The organism is Intrasporangium sp. (genome assembly GCF_036566125.1).
Classification (GTDB): domain Bacteria; phylum Actinomycetota; class Actinomycetes; order Actinomycetales; family Dermatophilaceae; genus Intrasporangium.
The window spans coordinates 14,158-31,123 of the sequence record NZ_DATCWX010000022.1; the positions used below are offsets into that span (position 1 = coordinate 14,158).

The following is a 16,966-nucleotide window of genomic DNA, read 5'->3' on the forward strand; positions in this document are numbered from 1 at the left end:
GTGCCGGGCAGGACGCGTATCAGTCGGGCGTCTGCGTCGACTCCCGGCGGGTCTTCTCGGGCCGCTCTGTCCGCTCGTCCGACTCCTCCAGGATCGCCTCCGCCTGCGCCTCGGCGTCATCGCTGCCGGCCGCCTGCTCCTCCGGCAGGAGCTCGGCCCGCTGGGCGATCGAGGACTCGTCGGGCTGCTCAGTCATTCCACGACCGTAGCAAGACGACCGCCGCGGGTAGGCGTCCTCCCGCCGTCCCAGGCACGTGCTCAGTGCACGGACGCACGGAAGCCCGCCCAGCGGCATACGGCCTATGGTGGGTTTGGATGTGACGTCAACCGAGGGAGCGACCCGTGAACTCGACGACGCGGGCACTACGGTGCTGCGCCGCCGGTGTCGTGGGTGCGGTGATCGGATTGGGAGCGTGTCAGGCGCCCGAGCTGGCGCCAACCGGCAGCCCGGCGGGCCCAACGTCGTCCGCGGCGCCGACCGCGAGTACCACGCCAACAGGGACCCCGTCCACGGCCGCGACGCCCAGCACGACGACAGCACGTCTCGCAGAGCTGCCTCGCGGCGGCCGGACCCTCTTCCCCCACTACCGCCTCGTCGGCTACGCCGGCGCCCCTGGATCTCCCGCCCTCGGGCGTCTCGGCGTCGGCGACCTCGACGACCGCATCGGTGAGCTCGAGAAGCGCGCGGGCGCGTTCGCCTCTGGCCGTACGCCACAGCCCGTGCTGGAGCTACTGAGCACCATCGTGCAGGAAACCGCAGGCCGTGACGGGAGGTGGCGCACCCGCTTGTCCGACAAGGTGATTCAGGAACACCTCGCCGCCGCACGTCGACACAAGGCGATCCTCCTGCTCGGCATCCAGCCCGGCAGGGCCACCTTCCTCGACGAGGTCAAGGCGTACGAGAAGTGGCTGCAGCAGCCGGACGTGGGCCTGGCCCTCGACCCGGAGTGGGCGATGCAGCCGGGTCAGGTGCCGATGCGCGTCTTCGGCCACACGACCGGTCGCGAGATCAACGAGGTCACGGCGTGGGTCGGCTCACTCGTGGCTCATCACCAGCTCCCCGAGAAGGTCGTCGTCGTCCACGAGCTCGCCCCGAACATCGTCCGCAACGAGGAGGTCATCAAGAGCCGCACGGGGGTGGCCCTCATCAAGTCGGTCGACGGCATCGGCAGCCGAGCCATGAAGGAGGACACGTGGCACAAGCTGACCACCAAGCTGCCCCAGGGCATGCGAGTGGGCTTCAAGCTCTTCTTCGAGGAGGACGGCGAGTTCGGGCCGCTGATGACGCCTGCCCAGGTGCTCGCACTCAAACCGACCGTCGACTACGTGCTCTACGAGTGACCCACGAGTGAGACGCGGGTGACCCTCAGCCCTCGGGGACGTTGGCGTCGAGCTCGTCGAGCCAGGTCGCGGCGGAGACGTCCGATGGCATGCGCCAGTCACCCCGGGGCGAGAGCGAACCACCGGCCGCGACCTTGGGCCCGTTGGGCAGGGCCGACCGTTTGAACTGGTTGGCGAAGTAGCGCCGCAGGAACACCTCCAGCCAGCGCCGGATCGTGGCGAGGTCGTAGGACAGGCGTTCAGCTGCCGGGTAGCCGCCGGGCCAGTCGCCGGCCGCGGCGTCGTGCCAGGCGTGCCACGACAGGAAGGCGACCTTCGAGGGGCGAGAGCCCCACCGCAGCAGGTGGTAGAGGTTGAAGTCCTGGAGCGAGTACGGCCCGATCTGGGCCTGGGTGGACTGCGGCTGCTCACCCTCCTTGGTCGGGATCAGCTCAGGCGTGATCTCCGTGGCGAGGATCGACATCAGCGTCTCCCCGACGTGCTCCTCGAACTGACCGGACGACACGACCCAGCGGATGAGGTGCTGCATCAGGGTCTTGGGAACTCCGGCGTTGACCCCGTAGTGCGACATCTGGTCCCCGACCCCGTAGGTGCACCACCCGAGGGCCAGCTCGGACAGGTCGCCGGTGCCGAGGACGATGCCGCCACGCTGGTTCGCGATGCGGAAGAGGTAGTCGGTGCGCATCCCGGCCTGCACGTTCTCGAAGGTCACGTCATAGACCTCCTCACCACGCGCGAACGGGTGCCCCATCGCCCGCAGCATCTCCGTCGCGGCCGGCCGGATGTCGAGCTCCTCCCACGTGACGCCCAGCGCCTCCATGAGCAGGATCGCATTGTTCTTCGTGTGCGCCGTCGTGGCGAATCCCGGCATCGTGAAGGCGAGGATGTCGGTGCGCGGTCGCCGCAGCCGGTCCATCGCCTTGGCCGCGACGATGAGGGCGTGCGTCGAGTCGAGGCCCCCCGACACGCCGATGACGATCTTCGGCTGGCCGATCGCCCGGAGACGCTGCTCGAGCCCTGACACCTGGATGTTGTACGCCTCGTAGCAGTCCAGGGCGAGGCGGTCCTCGTCGTCCGGCACGAACGGGAAACGGTCGACCTTGCGCTTGAGCCCGATGTCCCCGGTCGGCGGACCGAGCTCGAACTCGACGGTCCGGAAGTCCGAGACGCGCTCTGCATGGGTGCGCCGGTTGTCGTCGAAGGTGCCCATCCGCATCCGCTCCTGCCGGAGCAGGTCGAGGTCGATGTCGGCGACGGATCGGCGGGATCCCTCGGGGAAGCGCTCCGTCTCGGCCAGCAGCTGGCCGTGCTCGTAGATCATCGTCTGCCCGTCCCACGACAGGTCGGTCGTCGACTCCCCCTCGCCTGCGGCCGAGTACAGATAGGCGGCCAGACATCTGGAGGAGGCGCTGCGGCTGAGGAGGTGCCGGTCCTCGGCCCTACCGACGGTGATGGGGGAGCCGGAGATGTTGACGAGGACGGTCGCGCCCGCAAGGGCTGCCTCCGCACTCGGCGGCACGGGGATCCACATGTCCTCGCACACCTCCACCCCGAGGACAAAGCTCTCGAGATCGGTCGCCCGGAACAGCAGGTCAGTGCCGAACGGCACGCTCCATCCGGCTACCTCGATCGTCTCGCCCCGCTGGTCGTCTCCGGACGCGAAGTACCGCGCCTCGTAGAACTCGCGGTAGGTCGGCAGGTAGGCCTTGGGGGCCACCCCGAGGATGGCTCCGCGGTGGACGACCACCGCACAGTTGAAGACGCGTGACCCCTTGAGGAGGGGAGCCCCTACGACGATGACGGGCAGCAGGTCGGCCGATGCCTCGACGATCCGTGCGAGCGCTTCCTCGGTGGCGTCGAGGAGGGGGTCCTGGAGGAAGAGGTCGTCGATCGAGTACCCGGTGAGGCACAGCTCCGGGAAGGAGGCCAGGGCCACCCCTTCCTCACTGCACGCCCGCGCCTGCTCGATGATCTCATCCGCGTTGCGGGCCGGGTTGGCGGCTGCGACGGGGAGCGTACAGGCGGCCACTCGGGCGAACCCGTGCGCGTAGGAGCTGTAGAAGTCCATGGGCATAGTCAATCCCACTCACGCGCCGAGGCTCGGTACGCCGCACTGCTCAGTAGGCTGCTGAGCACTGCGGTGATCCACCTCGCACGGCAGGGGGCGGATCCCACAACGCCTACTACGATAGGTAGTACCGAGTTTCGGGAGTTGTACCCGCCAACGAGGGAGGCTCACATGTACGACTTCGACGATGAAGGGCCCATGCACGTCCTGCACCCCGAGCAGTCGTGGGACTTCCTCCGAGCGCGCGAGTTCGGCCGGCTCGCCTTCCACCTGGTGGGGGACGTCCACATCACGCCGATCAACTACGCCGTCGACACTGACAACCGGATCATCTTCATGACGAGCGAGGGCAGCAAGCTCTTCGGCGTGACCGCGAACAGGGACGTCGCGTTCGAGGTCGACGAGGTCGTCGATGAGCGAGCGACGAGCGTCATCATCAGGGGCCGGGCCACGATCCTCGAGGGCCAGGACCGATACATCATCGAGCAGCTCCCGATCCGACCTTGGGTGGCCAGCCCCAAGTCCGTGGTCGTTGCCATCGAGGTCGACGAGATCTCCGGCCGCTCGTTCGACCTCAGCCGCCCTTGGCTGCACGACATCCCTCGCCAGTAGCGAGGCACGCCCTGATCGAGTGAACAGCTTTCGGGCGGAACTCATGCGCTGCGCCGCGCCCGCTGTCGTCGAGACCGGATCTCAGCCAGTTCGAGCATCCGTCTGCTGAAGAACCGGGGCTCGCACTCGTCCAGCGTCAACGCTTCCCTGGGGATCCCCAGCAGTTCCGCGATGCGCAGGACGAGCTCCCTGCGAGCGTCGGTTGAGTTGATGCCGTCCTTCCACACGAGGACGACCTCCCAGTCGTCATCACGGAACCCGGCGTGCCGCGCCTCGTCCCGTGCCCGATCCTTCTTCTCCGTGTGGAACTCTTCGCCTTGGTACTCGATGAGCACCCTTTGATCACGCCACATCAGGTCGGGCCGCCCCAGCCAGATCCGTTCGGCAGTGATGATCGGTCGGTTGAGTGCTGGTTCGGGCAGCCCGGCCCGAACCAGGACGAGTCGGGTCCGCGTCTCGCCCGGCGACTGCGCGCCGTACCGGATCCACTCGAGCGCCTCGAGCAGCGTGAGTTTGCCCCGCGGGCGGACCCGTTTCTCGAGCGCCTCACGCATCGGCTGCACAGAGCCGAGACGGAGCGCGATGGCGTCGCCGAGGACGATCAAGTCATCGAGCCCGACCGGTTTGCCCGGACCGATCAGTTCCCCCATGTCGACCCAGGTGTCAGCGAGGCTGGTCACCGGGATTCCGTTGACGTGGTCCACGTGCCGGGCCTCGATCCCTCTGTGACCAGCCACCCCGGGGCGACGCGTGCTGCCGTCGAGAGTGTCTCGAACCACGTGGAGTCGCTCATCGTCGTCCATGGCACCGGAGATCGGCAGGTTGTAGAGGCGGGCTGCGGTGAGGTGCGAGAAAGCGAAGCGGTCCTGCAGGGCGGTCCCAAGCGCCAGACACCTGTCGCCGAGCGAGCTGGGCTCCACGTCACTCCGAACGCCCCAAGCAGGCGCGACGAGCTGCGGCGACCGCAGCAGGTCGGGTGACAGGCCCAGGGCCACGGCTTCTGCGACGGTGAACGGTCGACCTCGAAGAGCGGTTGGCAGCAGGTCAGGCAGCAGCATCTCCGGCATGTCCTGAGGGTCGGCCGCCCCGGCCAGTCCCGGAAGGCTGTGTCAATCCCCCTGTGGAGAACCCGGAGAACGTCGCACCGATGTGGATAGCCCCTGAAAGCTGTTCACTCGATCAAGACTGAAGCCCGAAAGCTGTTCACTCGATCAAGACTGAAGCCCGAAAGGTGTTCTTTCGATCAGGATCGGGGGCGGCGGCGGTCGGTGAGCAGGGCTCGGCTGACGCTGCGGACCATGGCCACGAACACGATGACCCATGCCGCGAGGGCAACCCACAGCCAGTTCGAGCCGATGGCCTCGACGATCGGCAGCCGGTCCGCCCGCCCCAGGTAGATTCCCGCCACCGAGTACATCCCGAGCGGGAAGATGATGCTCCACAGGGTCGGGACGTAGGTCATGGGCACCTTGCGGACGTAGTGCCGCCACACGCCTGCTGCGACCAGCACCGGGATGAGCCACGTCGCGAAGGCCCAGAACACGACCGAGAGACCTGCGACCAGTCCCCGCACCGCGTCCGCCATCGGCGCCGACTCCATCTCGACGATGCGTGCGCCGGCCACGACGGTGATCGCCACCGCACCCATCGACACCCAGTAGGGCGGGTCGAGGTCCTTCGGGTCCAGCTCGTACAGCATGATCCGCAGCGCGACGATGATCGCCGAGGCCGCATAGAGGAACACCCCGACGGACCACGAGAGGACAGCGAGGATGGCCAGATAGGGCCGTGCATCGGCGGACACGACCTCGAGCCCGGCGGCCGAGACGGCGACGGACTGCGAGGCGACGACCCAGATGAACCAGGTGCCGTTCGCGAGCGCCACGGCCGGCCGCTCGGATCGACTGAGCACGGCGCTCCAGGGGATGACGTAGCCCAGGACGAGCCACACCGCAAAGGAGACGACGAGCAGCCAGGCCGTCAGGGTGTACCAGCCCTCAATCCCCGCCCGCGTGCCGAGGACGTTCGTGCCGGCGACGAAGGTGAAGAAGCCGAAGGCCCGCTTCGGATCCCTGAAGTCGTCGACCATCGCGTGCCGGTAGGCGGCGAAGCGCCACAGGTTCAGCGCCACCAACACCACGTAAGCAGCGATGCACACCGCAAAGAGTGCGAACGAGAGGACGCGAAAACCGCGCAGCTCCAACCCGACCGAGATGATGCCGCTGGCCATGACGAGGGCGAAGTAGCCCGGAGTGAGCTTCTCGACCAGGCCCCCCACCCGACCGGGCGCGGTCCGTGGGAGCGAGCCCAGCGGCATACGGCTCATGGGTCGTGCTCAGCCCACCGCGTCGCGCGCCGCCACGAAGGCGTCCACGCACGCGCGGACGTCGTCCTCCGAATGGGCCGCCGAGAGCTGGACGCGGATGCGCGCCTTCCCGCGCGGCACGACGGGGAAGCTGAACGCGATGACATAGACGCCGTGCTCGAGCATGTGGTCGGCGATCTCGGTGGCCCGCCGGGCGCCGTCCTCCCCCGGGAACATGATCGGGCGGATCGGGTGCGTGCCGGGCAGCACGTCGAAGCCCGCCTCGCGCATGAGCCGGTCGAAGAGCTCGGTGTTGCGCCGGAGCACCTCGCGCTTGTCGCCGGAGGCCTCGATGAGGTCGATCGCGGCCATCGACCCCGCGACGACGGCAGGAGCCACGGAGTTGGAGAACAGGTAGGGGCGCGAGCGCTGGCGCAGCAGGTCGACGACCTCCCGGTGGCTGGCGACGTAACCGCCGGACGCCCCGCCGAGCGCCTTGCCCAGCGTGCCGGTGATGATGTCGACGCGGTCCTGCACACCGAACAGCTCCGGCGTCCCGCGACCACCCTCGCCGACGAAGCCGACCGCATGCGAGTCGTCGACGAGCACCATCGCCCGGAACTCGTCAGCCAGGTCGCAGATCTCGTCGAGCGGTGCATAGGAGCCGTCCATCGAGAACACGCCGTCCGTGACGACCACCTTGCGCTTGGCACCCGCCGCATCGGCCGCCTCGAGCTGGGCCCGCAGATCGGCCATGTCGGCGTTCTTGTAGCGGTAGCGCATGGCCTTGGACAGCCGGACGCCGTCGATGATCGACGCGTGGTTGAGCTCATCGCTGATGATCGCGTCCTGCTCCCCGAAGAGGACCTCGAAGACACCACCATTGGCGTCGAAGCACGACGAGTAGAGGATCGTCGCCTCCGTCCCGAGGAAGTCGGAGATCTTGCGCTCGAGCGCCGTGTGCTGGGTCTGGGTGCCGCAGATGAAGCGCACCGACGCCATCCCGAAGCCCCACTCGTCGAGCGCCTTCTTCGACGCGTCGATGACGCCGGGGTCGTCGGCCAGGCCGAGGTAGTTGTTGGCGCAGAAGTTCAGCGCGTCCGCCTTGAGCGTCGTGACATGCGCCGACTGCGGCGACGTCAGCTCCCGCTCGTTCTTGTAGAGGCCGGCGTCTTTGATCTCCTGCAGGGTCGCTGCGAGCTCGTCCTTGACGGTTCCGTACATCGCTGTCCTTCGCCCGTGGGTCGTTTGACAGACGTCAGCGTATGCCGCTGAGCTTGCTTCGCGCGAGGAGTTGGCTTGGCTGCGCGGCTGAGTATGCACGACGTGGCGCGCAGGGGCAGGTGGTTTCGAGTTCAATTGTGCAGGAATGGTATTCATCTAAATTGGGCGAGATCTTCGAGCTCCACTGACGTTCCGTGGGTCGGTGAGCGCCTGAGTGAGAGCGCACGGGCGCACCTCCGACAATCCCGCCGACACCCGCGCGGGTGACGTCGGGCCGTCTCAAGGGTCCGGTCCGGTTCAGCCCCTGAGGTCCGCGTGGAGGCGGGCCAGGGCGGGGGTGGCGTCGACTCCGGCGGTCTCGGCCACGAGGGCGACGAGGGACTCCGCCTCCTCAGCGCAGGCTGGGCACGCGCGCAGGTGGACGAACATCGGGGCCATCGCCGCCGTTCCCGGATCGGTCAGGACCAGCTCGGCGAACTCGTCCGAGAGCTCGAAGCAGTCCTCGCAGGAGAGCCACGGCTCCGTCGACAGGGTGAGGGCGCGGACGGCCTCGTCGCTGAGAGGGCTTCGGTTGTTGCTCATGATGTGCCTCGAGAGATGGAATTCGGCTGAAGATGGCCGCTCGCGATGAGATGTGCCCGGATCCGGGACCGGGCCACGTGCAGCGTCTTGTAGAGCGCGCCGCGGGTCGTGCCCAGACGGTCTGCCAGGACGTCGATCGGCACCTCGTCGACGAGCACGGCGATGGCGATCCGGCGCTGGTAGCCGGTCAGGGCGACGTGCATGGCCAGCCGCACCGCGCGGGCCAGGTCCGTGGCCTCGGCGATCGCCTCTGGCCCAGGAATCCTCGAGTCAGGAGCGTCGTCCCGCAGCTCGACCTCGCGGACCGACCACGCTTGGCGTCGAACTTCGTTCGCGGCCTGGAGGATGGCGAACTTGTAGGCCCACGTCGTGAAGCGGCTCCGACCCTGGAACGTGCCGATCTTGCTCAGCAGGACCGTCAGCGCGTCATCCGCCGCGCAGTTCGCGAGGTCGTCCAAGGACTCCGGGCCGAGCGCGGGCAGCTGGCCGCGCATGCGCCACACCTGGTGCCGTGCAGCCCCCACGAGGAGGCGGTGCAGGTCCCGCAGGGCGACGTCGCGATCCGGCCCGGTCGAGGCGAGCGTCGCGAGCCAGTCACGCTCGGCAGGGGCATCGGTCTCGTCGGGTGCGAGCGTGATCGGGTCGCCGTCCGGGACCTTGGCCGGGATCATGGCGCAGTCACACGGGCGCCAGGATCCGGACGGCCAGTTCCGGTGGACAGCCGCGGTCGACGAGGTCGAGCAGGGCGTGGACGTCCATGGCTGGGTCCGCCGCAATTCGCCGCGCCAGCGCCTCGTCGAAGCCGGCCTCCACGAGCCGGCATCGCCTCCACTCGACGACGTCGACCGGCGGCCCGGAGCCGCAACACGGAGGGCTCGCGCCCACTGGCTGCCTGGGGTGCGCGATGTTCGTGGTCATACGGAGTTCGTGTACGTCGCACCCCACCGTCTTACCGCATCTGCTGCCCCGTTGTCCGGTGTGCTGCCGGGTGGCCGGTAAGGACGTCAGCGCGAACGGACACGAACCCCCCGTCAGGGACGACCGGAAGGACCAACCATGGAAGCCACCCCGGCCCGAGGGCCTGTCACGCGGACCGTGACGCTCGTGCTCGTTGCGCTGCTCAGCGCCTTCTTCGCGTGGACCCTGCCACGGGCGGACGCCCAGCCCGTCGTGGCGACGGCATCCCATGTGCATGCCGGGGCCCAGGCCGCGGCAGGCCCTCGCACGGCCGCACAGCAGGCCCTCCACGACGAGATGCGCCAGCTCTGGGAGGACCACGTGACGTGGACGCGTCTCGCGATCGTCACCTTCGCCGCGGAGGGACAACCCGGCTTCGGGCCCACCGCGGCCCGACTGCTCCAGAACCAGGTCGACATCGGTGATGCCATCAAGCCGTTCTACGGCGAGTCGGCTGGGAACGCCCTGACGGCGCTGCTGCATGACCACATCACCATCGCCGTTGAGCTGCTCCAGGCGGCCAAGGACGGCGACACGGCGGCCTTCGCGGACGCGAAGGATCGCTGGTACGCCAACTCCGACGACATCGCTGACTTCCTCGCGCAGGCCAACCCGCGCTTCTGGCCCCAGGCCGAGATGCGCGACGAGATGCGGATGCACCTCGACCAGACCCTGGCCGAGGCCGCACACGAGCTCGCGGGCGACTACGCGGCCAGCGTCGCCGACTACGACGTCGTCCACGAGCACATCCTCGGCATGGCTGACGTCCTGAGCAACGGCCTCATCGGCGCGTTCCCCAAGCTCACCCGGTAGGCCCCGGACCTGCGGGTTTGCCGTTAGCGTGGCCGGGTGGACTCCGAGCTGCGTCGGCGTTTCGCGGCCGCCCGGGTGGCCCGACTCGGCACCGTCGCCCCTGACGGCGGCCCGCACCTCGTCCCGGTCGTGTTCGTCCTCGAGCCGGACCGCGACGTCGTGTGGACCGCCGTCGACTCCAAGCCCAAGTCGACCCGGAGGCTGAGGCGCCTGGCCAACATCGAGACCAACGCGCGCGTGAGTCTCCTCGTGGACCACTACGACGACGACTGGAGGAGGCTCTGGTGGGTCCGCGCTGACGGCCATGCAACCATCAGCGCCGGCACTGACCCGGAGACATGGTCCGCACTCGACGCCCTCGCGGCGAAGTACCCGCAGTACTCTGACGAACGCCCGGCCGGACCAGTCATCCGCATCGAGATCGACACCTGGCGGACCTGGGCGGCCGCTCCCAACCCAATCGAGTGAACAAGAATCGGGCCGAGCCAACCCGAATTGCGTTCACTCGATCAGGGATTGGGGGCCCGACCGGGCGAACGGGCCGACGTACATGAGCACGAGGTTCAGCACGACAACAGCCGCGAACACCACCGCCCACACCAGCGGCAGGATGGTGAAACCGGCCGCGACCGCAGCACCAAGCACGAGAACCTTGACCAGGAGCGTGACCCAGGGAACGCGGAACCGGGCTCGGGGCGCCGCGAACAACCCCCAGGCGACCGACGCGACCAGGATGAGGCCGATGGCGAGAGCGATCTTGGCCCAGAGCGGCCCGCCGGCCCGGTAGCCCCACAGTCCGATGAGGGCCAGGGCTGCGAGCTCAACGAGGAAGGCCACGACGTCGTTGGCATTGACCTCCATCGGCACGGTGCTCTCGGGTGCCATCGCGCGATTCAGCCCTTGCCGTCGAGGAAGGCCCGGGTCAGCTCGGCCAGCTCTCGAGGCCGGTCGACGTTGAGGAGCGAGCTGCCCTCGTCGATCGTCTCCAGGCGCGCGTCGGCGACGTCATCGACAACCTGCCGCGCCGCAACGAGGCCGGCCCGGTCACGACTGCCGACGACGACGAGCGTCGGTGCGGCGATCCGGGACAGCGCATCGCGTCCGTCGAACGTGCGCAGGGCGTCGAAGACCGCGAGCATCCGGGGCCGCGAGACACCCAGGTCCAGGAGCTTGCCCTCCGGCATGAGCCGCAAGGCGAGCTTCTGCATCCGCAGAGCACCCGCGGAGGGCCGCACGATAGGCCCGGCCAGCACGAGCCGGCCGACCAGGTCGGGCCGCTCGACCGCCAGCCGCATGGCCACCGAGGCTCCCACCGACACCCCGAGCACGTCTGCTCGCCGAATTCCTTGCAGCTCAAGCTCGTCCGCGAGTCCCGCGGCTGCCGCACCCAGGTCGAAGCCCACCGGGTCCTTCGGCCGCAGTCCAACCATCCACGGGGCGTGCATCGGCCGCCCGGCACCGAGGGCCGACACGAAGTCCTGCCAGACGATCGGGCCCTGGCCCAGGCCGTGCAACAGCACGAGCGGCCGGGGGCGCGCCTCCGGCGAACCCGACCCAGCACTCGAGGGCACGTCGGCACCTGGCGAGCTCAGCGGCATACGGTCAACTCCAATCGAGGACGACCTTGCCGCACTGGCCGGAGCGTGCGGTCTCGAAGGCCTCCTCCCACTGCTCGGCGGGGAACCGGTGGGTGATCACCTGGGTCACGGCCGTCCGGAAGCGCTCCGACGTCGCGATCATCTGGGACATGGCGTACCAGGTGTCGAACATCTCCCGGCCGTAGATGCCCTTGAGGGTCAGCATGTGGGTGATGACCTTGCCCCAGTCCAGCTCGTAGGCCTCATGAGGCAGGCCCAGCAGCGCGATGCGGCCGCCGTGGTTCATGTTCGTGATGAGGTCGCTCACGGCCGGCGCGGCGCCCGACATCTCGAGCGCGATGTCGAAGCCCTCCCTCATCCCGAGTTGCCGCTGCGCGTCGGCGAGGCTCTCCCGCGTCACGTTGACCGTCAGGTCGGCGCCGGCGGCTTCGGCGAGGCGCAGCCGGTAGTCGCTCGTATCCGACACGACGACGTAGCGGGCTCCCGCGTGCCGGGCGATGGCCGCAGCCATGACTCCGATGGGCCCGGCACCGGTGATGACGACGTCCTCGCCCACCATCGGCCACTGGAGCGCCGTGTGCGTGGCGTTGCCGAGCGGGTCGAAGACCGCGCCGAGATCCGGGTCGAGGTCACGCGGCTGCACCCAGACGTTGCTCGCCGGGATGACAACGTAGTCGGCGAAGGCCCCGTCCCGGTTGACCCCGATCCCCTCGGTGCCGATGCACAAGTGGCGCCGGCCCGCGCGGCAGTTGCGGCAGACGCCACAGACGATGTGGCCCTCACCGGACGCCCGGTCGCCGACCCGGACGTGCTCGACGTCCTCACCGATCTCGACGACCTCGCCGTAGAACTCATGCCCGATGACGAGCGGCGGCTGGACCGTGGCTGCGGCCCACTCGTCCCAGTCGTGCAGGTGCAGATCGGTGCCGCAGAGGCCAGCGCGCAGGACGCGGATCTTCACGTCGGCCGGGCCACACTGCGGCTCAGGTCGGTCGACGAGCTCGAGTCCCGGACCGGCGGTCAGCTTGGTGAGAGCACGCACGTGCGCAGTCTGCCACCCCGCGAGGTCTCCGCCCGCATGAGCCGGGACACCCGCTGGCAGGATCGAGCAGTTTTGGAGAAGCGTCCGAGCTGGACGGCTTCCTACGATCGAGTCATCCCATTCCGAACGACGCAGGAGGAAGCCGTGATCACAAGTCTGAACGTCGCCTCGATCTACGTCCTCGACAAGGACGAGGCGCTCGATTTCTATGTCACCAAGCTGGGGCTCGAGAAGGGCAACGACGTGCGGCAGGGCGACTATCGCTGGCTGACCGTGCGAGTTCCAGGCGATCGAACCACGGAGATCTCACTGGAACAGCCCGGTCCGCCGCTGCACGACGAAGCGACGGCCGAGAGCATCCGCGAGCTCATCAGCAAGGGCGCTCTGGGCGGGCTCGTCTTCCTCACCGACGACGCTCACGCTCTCGCTGGCACGCTCCGCGAGCGCGGCGTCACAGACTTCACGCAGGAGCCCACCGAGCACTTCTATGGAACCGACATGGCCATTCGGGACCCCTTCGGGAACTCGATCCGAATCCTGCAGCAGGGCCCGGCCGCCGGATAATGGCGGGGTGAACGCGAACCACGACGGTGATCGGGTGGAGGCGGCCCTGGGCCGGCTCCGTGAGCTCGGTGAACGGATCACGCCCGCCCGGCAGGCCGTCCTCCGCGTCATCGACACCGCCGACCGGGCGGAGGAGCACCTGTCGGCGGAGCACATCGGCGAGCGGGTTGCGACCCTGGAGCCGTCGGTCCACCGAGCGACGGTCTATCGCACCCTCACCGCCCTGACCGGCGCGGGAGTCCTCACCCACGTGCACCTCGGCGGCACCGGCACGGTCTACCACCTCGCCACCCCCGCGAGCGAGGCGGCGCCGGGAGTGAGCCCAGCGGCATACGGCACGGATGTGAGCGAGCCACACGGCCACGGCCACACCCACGTGCAGTGTGTCGTCTGTGGTCGAGTGCAGGACGCGCCCCCCGGAGTCCTCGACGAGGCAGCCCGCATCATGCGCGACGACCTCGGGTTCGAGCTCGACACGAGCCACGCGGCGCTGCTCGGGCGGTGCGCCGACTGTGTCCCCACCTAGCGTTCCGGCCCGGATGGTCGCCGCGGTCGACCTCCTCGGCCCACAGCCCGCCGACGCGATCCTCGAGGTCGGCGGCGGATCGGGCGTGTCGGCTGCGCTCATCTGCGGGCGGCTCGGGTCCGGCCGGCTCGTCGCCCTCGACCGCTCGTCGGTCGCGGGCAGGCGCAACGCCAAGCGCAACACCGACCACCTCGCCGCCGGCCGGCTCGAGATCCTGACGGAGGAGCTCGCCGACCTGCAAGCAGGGAGCGGCCCGTTCGACCGGGCGCTAGCGCTCAACGTCAACGCCTTCTGGACCGGCCCCGCCGACGCGGAGCTCGCCGCCCTGCGCCGGGTCCTCAAACCGGGCGGTCTCGTCGTGCTCGCCTGGGGCAGTGGGGGCCCGCAGAAGTCGACGCGCATTGTCGACGCGGCGACCGCTGGGCTGGTCCGGCACGGGTTCCTCGGCATAGAGCCGATCCGCGACCCGCGACTCGTCGGCGTGACCGCCCGCGCCCGCTAGGGTGCGGACATGACTGCGGCGACGACGCCCGGGCTCAGTCCCTCGGTACGCCGCGGCTACGGCGTCGGCTCGGTGGCGACCGGGGCATTCGGCACGGTGCCCGGCCTGCTCTTGCTGCCCTACCTGACCGACCACATCGGCATCGCCGCGGGGGTCGCGGGCGTCATCGTCTTCGCCCCCAAGGCGTGGGACGTGGTCCTCAACCCGATCGCCGGACGGATCAGTGACCGCTCGCAGCACCCCGACGGGAAGCGCCGCCCGTTCCTCATCCGTGCTGGGCTGCTGCTGGCGGCGTGCTTCGTCCTCCTGTTCGCCGGGCCGATCTCGCCGATCTGGGCCGGTGCCGCGTGGGTGGCCGTGGCGTACCTCGCGTGCGCCACGGCGTACTCCTTCTTCCAGGTCCCTTACGTCGCCATGCCGGCGGAGATGACCGACGACTACGACGAGCGAACGCGCCTGATGACGTGGCGCGTCGCGATCCTTGCGCTCGCCATCCTCGTCAGCGGCGGCGCGTCGCCGGCTATCCGGGATGCGCTGGGCCCCGAGTGGGGCTATCGCGCCGTCGGCGTCTTCGTCGGCGGGCTCATCGCGCTCGGCGCGTGGGGCGCCTGGCGCGGCACCCGATCCGCGCCGGCCCTGCACGCGGCGCCGGCCGAGGTCTCCTTCGGCGACCAGCTGCGGGTGGTCAGGTCGGACCGGCCGTTCCGGCTGCTGATGACGACCTTCATCGCGCAGGCCCTCGCCACCGGCGCCATGCTCGCGGGGGTCGACTACATGTCCCGCTGGATACTCGGCACCCCGTTGTCCGCCACCCTGCTCTTCGTGTGCTTCGTCGCGCCGGCGCTGCTCGTCACGCCACTGTGGCAGCGCTACGGCACTCGGTTCGGCAAGAAGAGCGGCTACCTCATCGCCTCACTCTTCCTCGGCGCCGGGGCCCTCGCCCTCATCTTTGCCCGCTCGCTGCCGCACGGTGTTGTCTATGCATGCGTCGCCTTCGTCGGCGTCGGCTACGCCGGGGCGCAGATGTTCCCCATGGCGATGCTTCCCGACGTGGCGAGCCGCAGCGCCGACGCGCGCACCCGCATCGGTCTCTACACAGGAGTGTGGACAGCTGGAGAGACGCTCGGGCTGGCTCTCGGACCGGGGCTGTATGCCGCTGTGCTCGCTCTCGGAGGCTACGTGTCCTCGAGCGCGGGGTCGGCTGTCGTACAGGGCGATTCAGCACTGAGTGCGATCGTCATCGGCTTCTCCGCGCTGCCGGCTGTGCTCGTCGCTCTGTCGTTGCTGTCCCTGCGCCGCTTCCCCGACTGGAAGGAGGACGCGCGATGAGCGCGATGGACCTGGACGAGATCAGGGCGCGGGTCGATGCGCTGCGAGGGCGGGACCTGCCGACGCACGGTGGGCGGACGCTGGCCTATGTCTACGACTCGGGCGTGGCATCCGCGGACGTGATCGGGCGTGAGGTCCTCGCCGCGTTCTCGTCGACCAATGGCCTTGACCCCACTGCCTTCCCGTCGCTGCTGCAGATGGAGAACGACCTCGTCGCAATGGCCGGACGGCTCGTCGATGCACCTGAGGGCTTCGCCGGCGTGGCGACATCTGGCGGGACGGAGTCCATCCTGTTGGCCGTGCTCGCGGCCCGGGACGCCCGTCCCGAGATCCGGTCGCCACGCATGGTGCTGCCGACGACGGCACACGCCGCGTTCCACAAGGCGGGGCACTACTTCGGTGTCGAGCCGGTCGTCGTCGACGTGGACCCGGAGACGAAGCGGGCGGACCCGGACGCCATGAGGGCGGCGATCGACGACGACACCGTCCTCGTGGTGGCCTCCGCTCCCTCGTACGCGCACGGCGTCATCGACCCCGTCGGTCCGATCGCAGCAGCTGCCGCGGCGGCGGGGGTCCGGTGCCACGTCGACGCCTGCATCGGCGGCTGGGTCCTGCCCCACCTGCGACCGGACGAACCGGACCAGGAGCCGTGGACCTTCGCCGTCGCGGGCGTCACGAGCGTGTCCCTCGACCTGCACAAGTACGCCTACACGCCGAAGGGCATCTCGATCCTGCTCCACCGCTCGGCCGCCCTCCGCCGGACCCACCTCTTCGCGTCTGCTCGGTGGCCCGGCTACACCATGCTCAACACGACGATGCAGTCGACGAAGTCCGGCGGACCGGTCGCCGCCGCCTGGGCCGTCGTCAACCACATCGGCGCGGACGGTTATGCAACCCTGGCAGGACGCGCTCGCTCAGCGACCCTCGAGCTCGCCCGCGCTGTCGAGGGGATCGAGCACCTTTCCGTTGCCGCCGAGCCGGATTCGACGCTCCTCGCGGTGACGGCCGATGGGAGGTGCGATGTCTTCACCATCTCCGACGAGCTGGCCGCTCGCGGGTGGTACGCCCAGCCGCAGATGTCGTTCCGCGACCTCCCGGCCACGCTCCACCTCACCCTCAGCGCCGCCACGGCCGACTCCATCGCGCGCCTGGCCGCGGATCTCGCCGAAGCCACCGCGGCCGCCGTCGAAGTGGGTCCGACGGCGCCGCCCGAGGAGCTCATCGTCGCAGCCAGCTCCGTCGATCCCGAACACCTCGACGAGGAGACCTTCGCGGGCCTGCTCGCCGTCGCGGGGCTCGCCGACGGCTCGGGTGCGCTGGCCCTCCCGGAGCGGATGGCACCCATCAACGCGCTGCTCGACGCCCTGCCACCGGAGCTCCGCGAGGCGCTGCTCCTCGGCGTCCTCGACCGCCTGACCCGCCCCACCCCATCCGGTGGGCCTGTCTAGGGCTGGGTCAGGTCGAGGCGGTAGACGAGCAGGTCGATCCCGGGCATCGGCTGCC

At 69.3% G+C, this 16,966-nt stretch carries 20 protein-coding genes; 9 read left to right on the top strand and 11 right to left on the bottom strand.

Annotated elements, in window-relative coordinates:
* Window positions 1–19: 19 nt before the first annotated feature.
* Window positions 20–196, bottom strand: a complete 177-nt coding sequence (locus VIR15_RS01370) for a hypothetical protein (RefSeq protein ID WP_331925675.1) — start codon at window positions 194–196, stop codon at window positions 20–22.
* 146 nt (window positions 197–342) lie between these two features.
* Here VIR15_RS01370 and VIR15_RS01375 point away from each other — a divergent pair, with 146 nt between their 5' ends.
* Window positions 343–1,341, top strand: coding sequence for a hypothetical protein (locus VIR15_RS01375; RefSeq protein WP_331925676.1), 999 nt, complete (start codon window positions 343–345; stop codon window positions 1,339–1,341).
* Window positions 1,342–1,366: 25 nt separating this feature from the next.
* Here the strand turns inward: VIR15_RS01375 and VIR15_RS01380 are convergent, their stop codons facing one another.
* Window positions 1,367–3,409 (bottom strand): NAD(+) synthase, encoded by a 2,043-nt coding sequence (locus VIR15_RS01380; RefSeq protein WP_331925677.1) that lies wholly within the window; start codon window positions 3,407–3,409, stop codon window positions 1,367–1,369.
* Between the two features lie 171 nt (window positions 3,410–3,580).
* Between VIR15_RS01380 and VIR15_RS01385 the strand changes: the two genes are divergently transcribed.
* The gene (locus VIR15_RS01385; protein ID WP_331925678.1) at window positions 3,581–4,021 is read left to right on the top strand and encodes a pyridoxamine 5'-phosphate oxidase family protein; all 441 of its coding nucleotides are present in this window, start codon (window positions 3,581–3,583) and stop codon (window positions 4,019–4,021) included.
* A gap of 41 nt (window positions 4,022–4,062) precedes the next feature.
* On the opposite strand, the gene VIR15_RS01390 is transcribed toward VIR15_RS01385, so the two are convergent.
* The 6 genes from VIR15_RS01390 to VIR15_RS01415 all read right to left on the bottom strand — a co-directional run bounded on the left by VIR15_RS01390 (window position 4,063) and on the right by VIR15_RS01415 (window position 9,050).
* Window positions 4,063–5,088, bottom strand: a complete 1,026-nt coding sequence (locus VIR15_RS01390) for a hypothetical protein (RefSeq protein ID WP_331925679.1) — start codon at window positions 5,086–5,088, stop codon at window positions 4,063–4,065.
* A 176-nt stretch (window positions 5,089–5,264) separates the two neighbouring features.
* Window positions 5,265–6,347 (bottom strand): tellurite resistance/C4-dicarboxylate transporter family protein, encoded by a 1,083-nt coding sequence (locus VIR15_RS01395; RefSeq protein WP_331925680.1) that lies wholly within the window; start codon window positions 6,345–6,347, stop codon window positions 5,265–5,267.
* 9 nt (window positions 6,348–6,356) lie between these two features.
* The gene (gene kbl, locus VIR15_RS01400) at window positions 6,357–7,550 is read right to left on the bottom strand and encodes a glycine C-acetyltransferase (RefSeq protein WP_331925681.1); all 1,194 of its coding nucleotides are present in this window, start codon (window positions 7,548–7,550) and stop codon (window positions 6,357–6,359) included.
* 297 nt (window positions 7,551–7,847) lie between these two features.
* A complete protein-coding gene (locus VIR15_RS01405) occupies window positions 7,848–8,132 on the bottom strand; it encodes a hypothetical protein (RefSeq protein ID WP_331925682.1) in 285 nt (94 codons plus the stop codon).
* The gene (locus VIR15_RS01410) at window positions 8,129–8,803 is read right to left on the bottom strand and encodes an RNA polymerase sigma factor (RefSeq protein ID WP_331925683.1); all 675 of its coding nucleotides are present in this window, start codon (window positions 8,801–8,803) and stop codon (window positions 8,129–8,131) included. The genes VIR15_RS01405 and VIR15_RS01410 overlap by 4 nt, the downstream gene beginning before the upstream one ends.
* Before the next feature lie 7 nt (window positions 8,804–8,810).
* Window positions 8,811–9,050 carry a hypothetical protein gene (locus VIR15_RS01415; protein ID WP_331925684.1) on the bottom strand — a complete coding sequence of 80 codons (240 nt, stop codon included), beginning with the start codon at window positions 9,048–9,050 and terminating at the stop codon, window positions 8,811–8,813.
* 138 nt (window positions 9,051–9,188) lie between these two features.
* Here VIR15_RS01415 and VIR15_RS01420 point away from each other — a divergent pair, with 138 nt between their 5' ends.
* Both VIR15_RS01420 and VIR15_RS01425 read left to right on the top strand, forming a co-directional pair.
* A complete protein-coding gene (locus VIR15_RS01420) occupies window positions 9,189–9,902 on the top strand; it encodes a hypothetical protein (RefSeq protein WP_331925685.1) in 714 nt (237 codons plus the stop codon).
* Between the two features lie 36 nt (window positions 9,903–9,938).
* Window positions 9,939–10,370 (top strand): TIGR03668 family PPOX class F420-dependent oxidoreductase, encoded by a 432-nt coding sequence (locus VIR15_RS01425; protein WP_331925686.1) that lies wholly within the window; start codon window positions 9,939–9,941, stop codon window positions 10,368–10,370.
* Between the two features lie 33 nt (window positions 10,371–10,403).
* On the opposite strand, the gene VIR15_RS01430 is transcribed toward VIR15_RS01425, so the two are convergent.
* The 3 genes from VIR15_RS01430 to tdh are packed head-to-tail and all read right to left on the bottom strand — an operon-like array spanning window position 10,404 to window position 12,542.
* Window positions 10,404–10,787, bottom strand: coding sequence for a YrdB family protein (locus VIR15_RS01430; protein ID WP_331925687.1), 384 nt, complete (start codon window positions 10,785–10,787; stop codon window positions 10,404–10,406).
* An 8-nt stretch (window positions 10,788–10,795) separates the two neighbouring features.
* Window positions 10,796–11,500, bottom strand: coding sequence for an alpha/beta fold hydrolase (locus VIR15_RS01435; RefSeq protein WP_331925688.1), 705 nt, complete (start codon window positions 11,498–11,500; stop codon window positions 10,796–10,798).
* A 4-nt stretch (window positions 11,501–11,504) separates the two neighbouring features.
* Window positions 11,505–12,542, bottom strand: coding sequence for an L-threonine 3-dehydrogenase, zinc-binding type (gene tdh / locus VIR15_RS01440; RefSeq protein WP_331925689.1), 1,038 nt, complete (start codon window positions 12,540–12,542; stop codon window positions 11,505–11,507).
* Between the two features lie 144 nt (window positions 12,543–12,686).
* Here tdh and VIR15_RS01445 point away from each other — a divergent pair, with 144 nt between their 5' ends.
* The 5 genes from VIR15_RS01445 to VIR15_RS01465 are packed head-to-tail and all read left to right on the top strand — an operon-like array spanning window position 12,687 to window position 16,911.
* Entirely contained in the window at window positions 12,687–13,106 is a 420-nt protein-coding gene (locus VIR15_RS01445) for a VOC family protein (RefSeq protein ID WP_331925690.1), read from the top strand.
* Between the two features lie 7 nt (window positions 13,107–13,113).
* Entirely contained in the window at window positions 13,114–13,632 is a 519-nt protein-coding gene (locus VIR15_RS01450) for a Fur family transcriptional regulator (protein WP_331925691.1), read from the top strand.
* Between the two features lie 13 nt (window positions 13,633–13,645).
* The gene (locus tag VIR15_RS01455; RefSeq protein WP_331925692.1) at window positions 13,646–14,134 is read left to right on the top strand and encodes a class I SAM-dependent methyltransferase; all 489 of its coding nucleotides are present in this window, start codon (window positions 13,646–13,648) and stop codon (window positions 14,132–14,134) included.
* Between the two features lie 9 nt (window positions 14,135–14,143).
* Complete coding sequence (locus VIR15_RS01460; RefSeq protein ID WP_331925693.1) at window positions 14,144–15,463, top strand: MFS transporter; 1,320 nt, start codon at window positions 14,144–14,146, stop codon at window positions 15,461–15,463.
* Window positions 15,460–16,911 carry a pyridoxal phosphate-dependent decarboxylase family protein gene (locus VIR15_RS01465; protein WP_331925694.1) on the top strand — a complete coding sequence of 484 codons (1,452 nt, stop codon included), beginning with the start codon at window positions 15,460–15,462 and terminating at the stop codon, window positions 16,909–16,911. The genes VIR15_RS01460 and VIR15_RS01465 overlap by 4 nt, the downstream gene beginning before the upstream one ends.
* Window positions 16,912–16,966: the final 55 nt, after the last annotated feature.

Coding starts and splice junctions, on each gene's coding strand:
- VIR15_RS01380 (WP_331925677.1), bottom strand. CDS start 3,409: ATGGACTTCTACAGCTCCTACGCGCACGGGTTCGCCCGAGTGGCCGCC.
- VIR15_RS01370 (WP_331925675.1), bottom strand. CDS start 196: ATGACTGAGCAGCCCGACGAGTCCTCGATCGCCCAGCGGGCCGAGCTC.
- VIR15_RS01420 (WP_331925685.1), top strand. CDS start 9,189: ATGGAAGCCACCCCGGCCCGAGGGCCTGTCACGCGGACCGTGACGCTC.
- kbl (WP_331925681.1), bottom strand. CDS start 7,550: ATGTACGGAACCGTCAAGGACGAGCTCGCAGCGACCCTGCAGGAGATC.
- VIR15_RS01455 (WP_331925692.1), top strand. CDS start 13,646: ATGGTCGCCGCGGTCGACCTCCTCGGCCCACAGCCCGCCGACGCGATC.
- VIR15_RS01415 (WP_331925684.1), bottom strand. CDS start 9,050: ATGACCACGAACATCGCGCACCCCAGGCAGCCAGTGGGCGCGAGCCCT.
- VIR15_RS01390 (WP_331925679.1), bottom strand. CDS start 5,088: ATGCCGGAGATGCTGCTGCCTGACCTGCTGCCAACCGCTCTTCGAGGT.
- VIR15_RS01410 (WP_331925683.1), bottom strand. CDS start 8,803: ATGATCCCGGCCAAGGTCCCGGACGGCGACCCGATCACGCTCGCACCC.
- VIR15_RS01430 (WP_331925687.1), bottom strand. CDS start 10,787: ATGGCACCCGAGAGCACCGTGCCGATGGAGGTCAATGCCAACGACGTC.
- VIR15_RS01385 (WP_331925678.1), top strand. CDS start 3,581: ATGTACGACTTCGACGATGAAGGGCCCATGCACGTCCTGCACCCCGAG.
- VIR15_RS01465 (WP_331925694.1), top strand. CDS start 15,460: ATGAGCGCGATGGACCTGGACGAGATCAGGGCGCGGGTCGATGCGCTG.
- VIR15_RS01395 (WP_331925680.1), bottom strand. CDS start 6,347: ATGAGCCGTATGCCGCTGGGCTCGCTCCCACGGACCGCGCCCGGTCGG.
- VIR15_RS01460 (WP_331925693.1), top strand. CDS start 14,144: ATGACTGCGGCGACGACGCCCGGGCTCAGTCCCTCGGTACGCCGCGGC.
- VIR15_RS01405 (WP_331925682.1), bottom strand. CDS start 8,132: ATGAGCAACAACCGAAGCCCTCTCAGCGACGAGGCCGTCCGCGCCCTC.
- VIR15_RS01435 (WP_331925688.1), bottom strand. CDS start 11,500: ATGCCGCTGAGCTCGCCAGGTGCCGACGTGCCCTCGAGTGCTGGGTCG.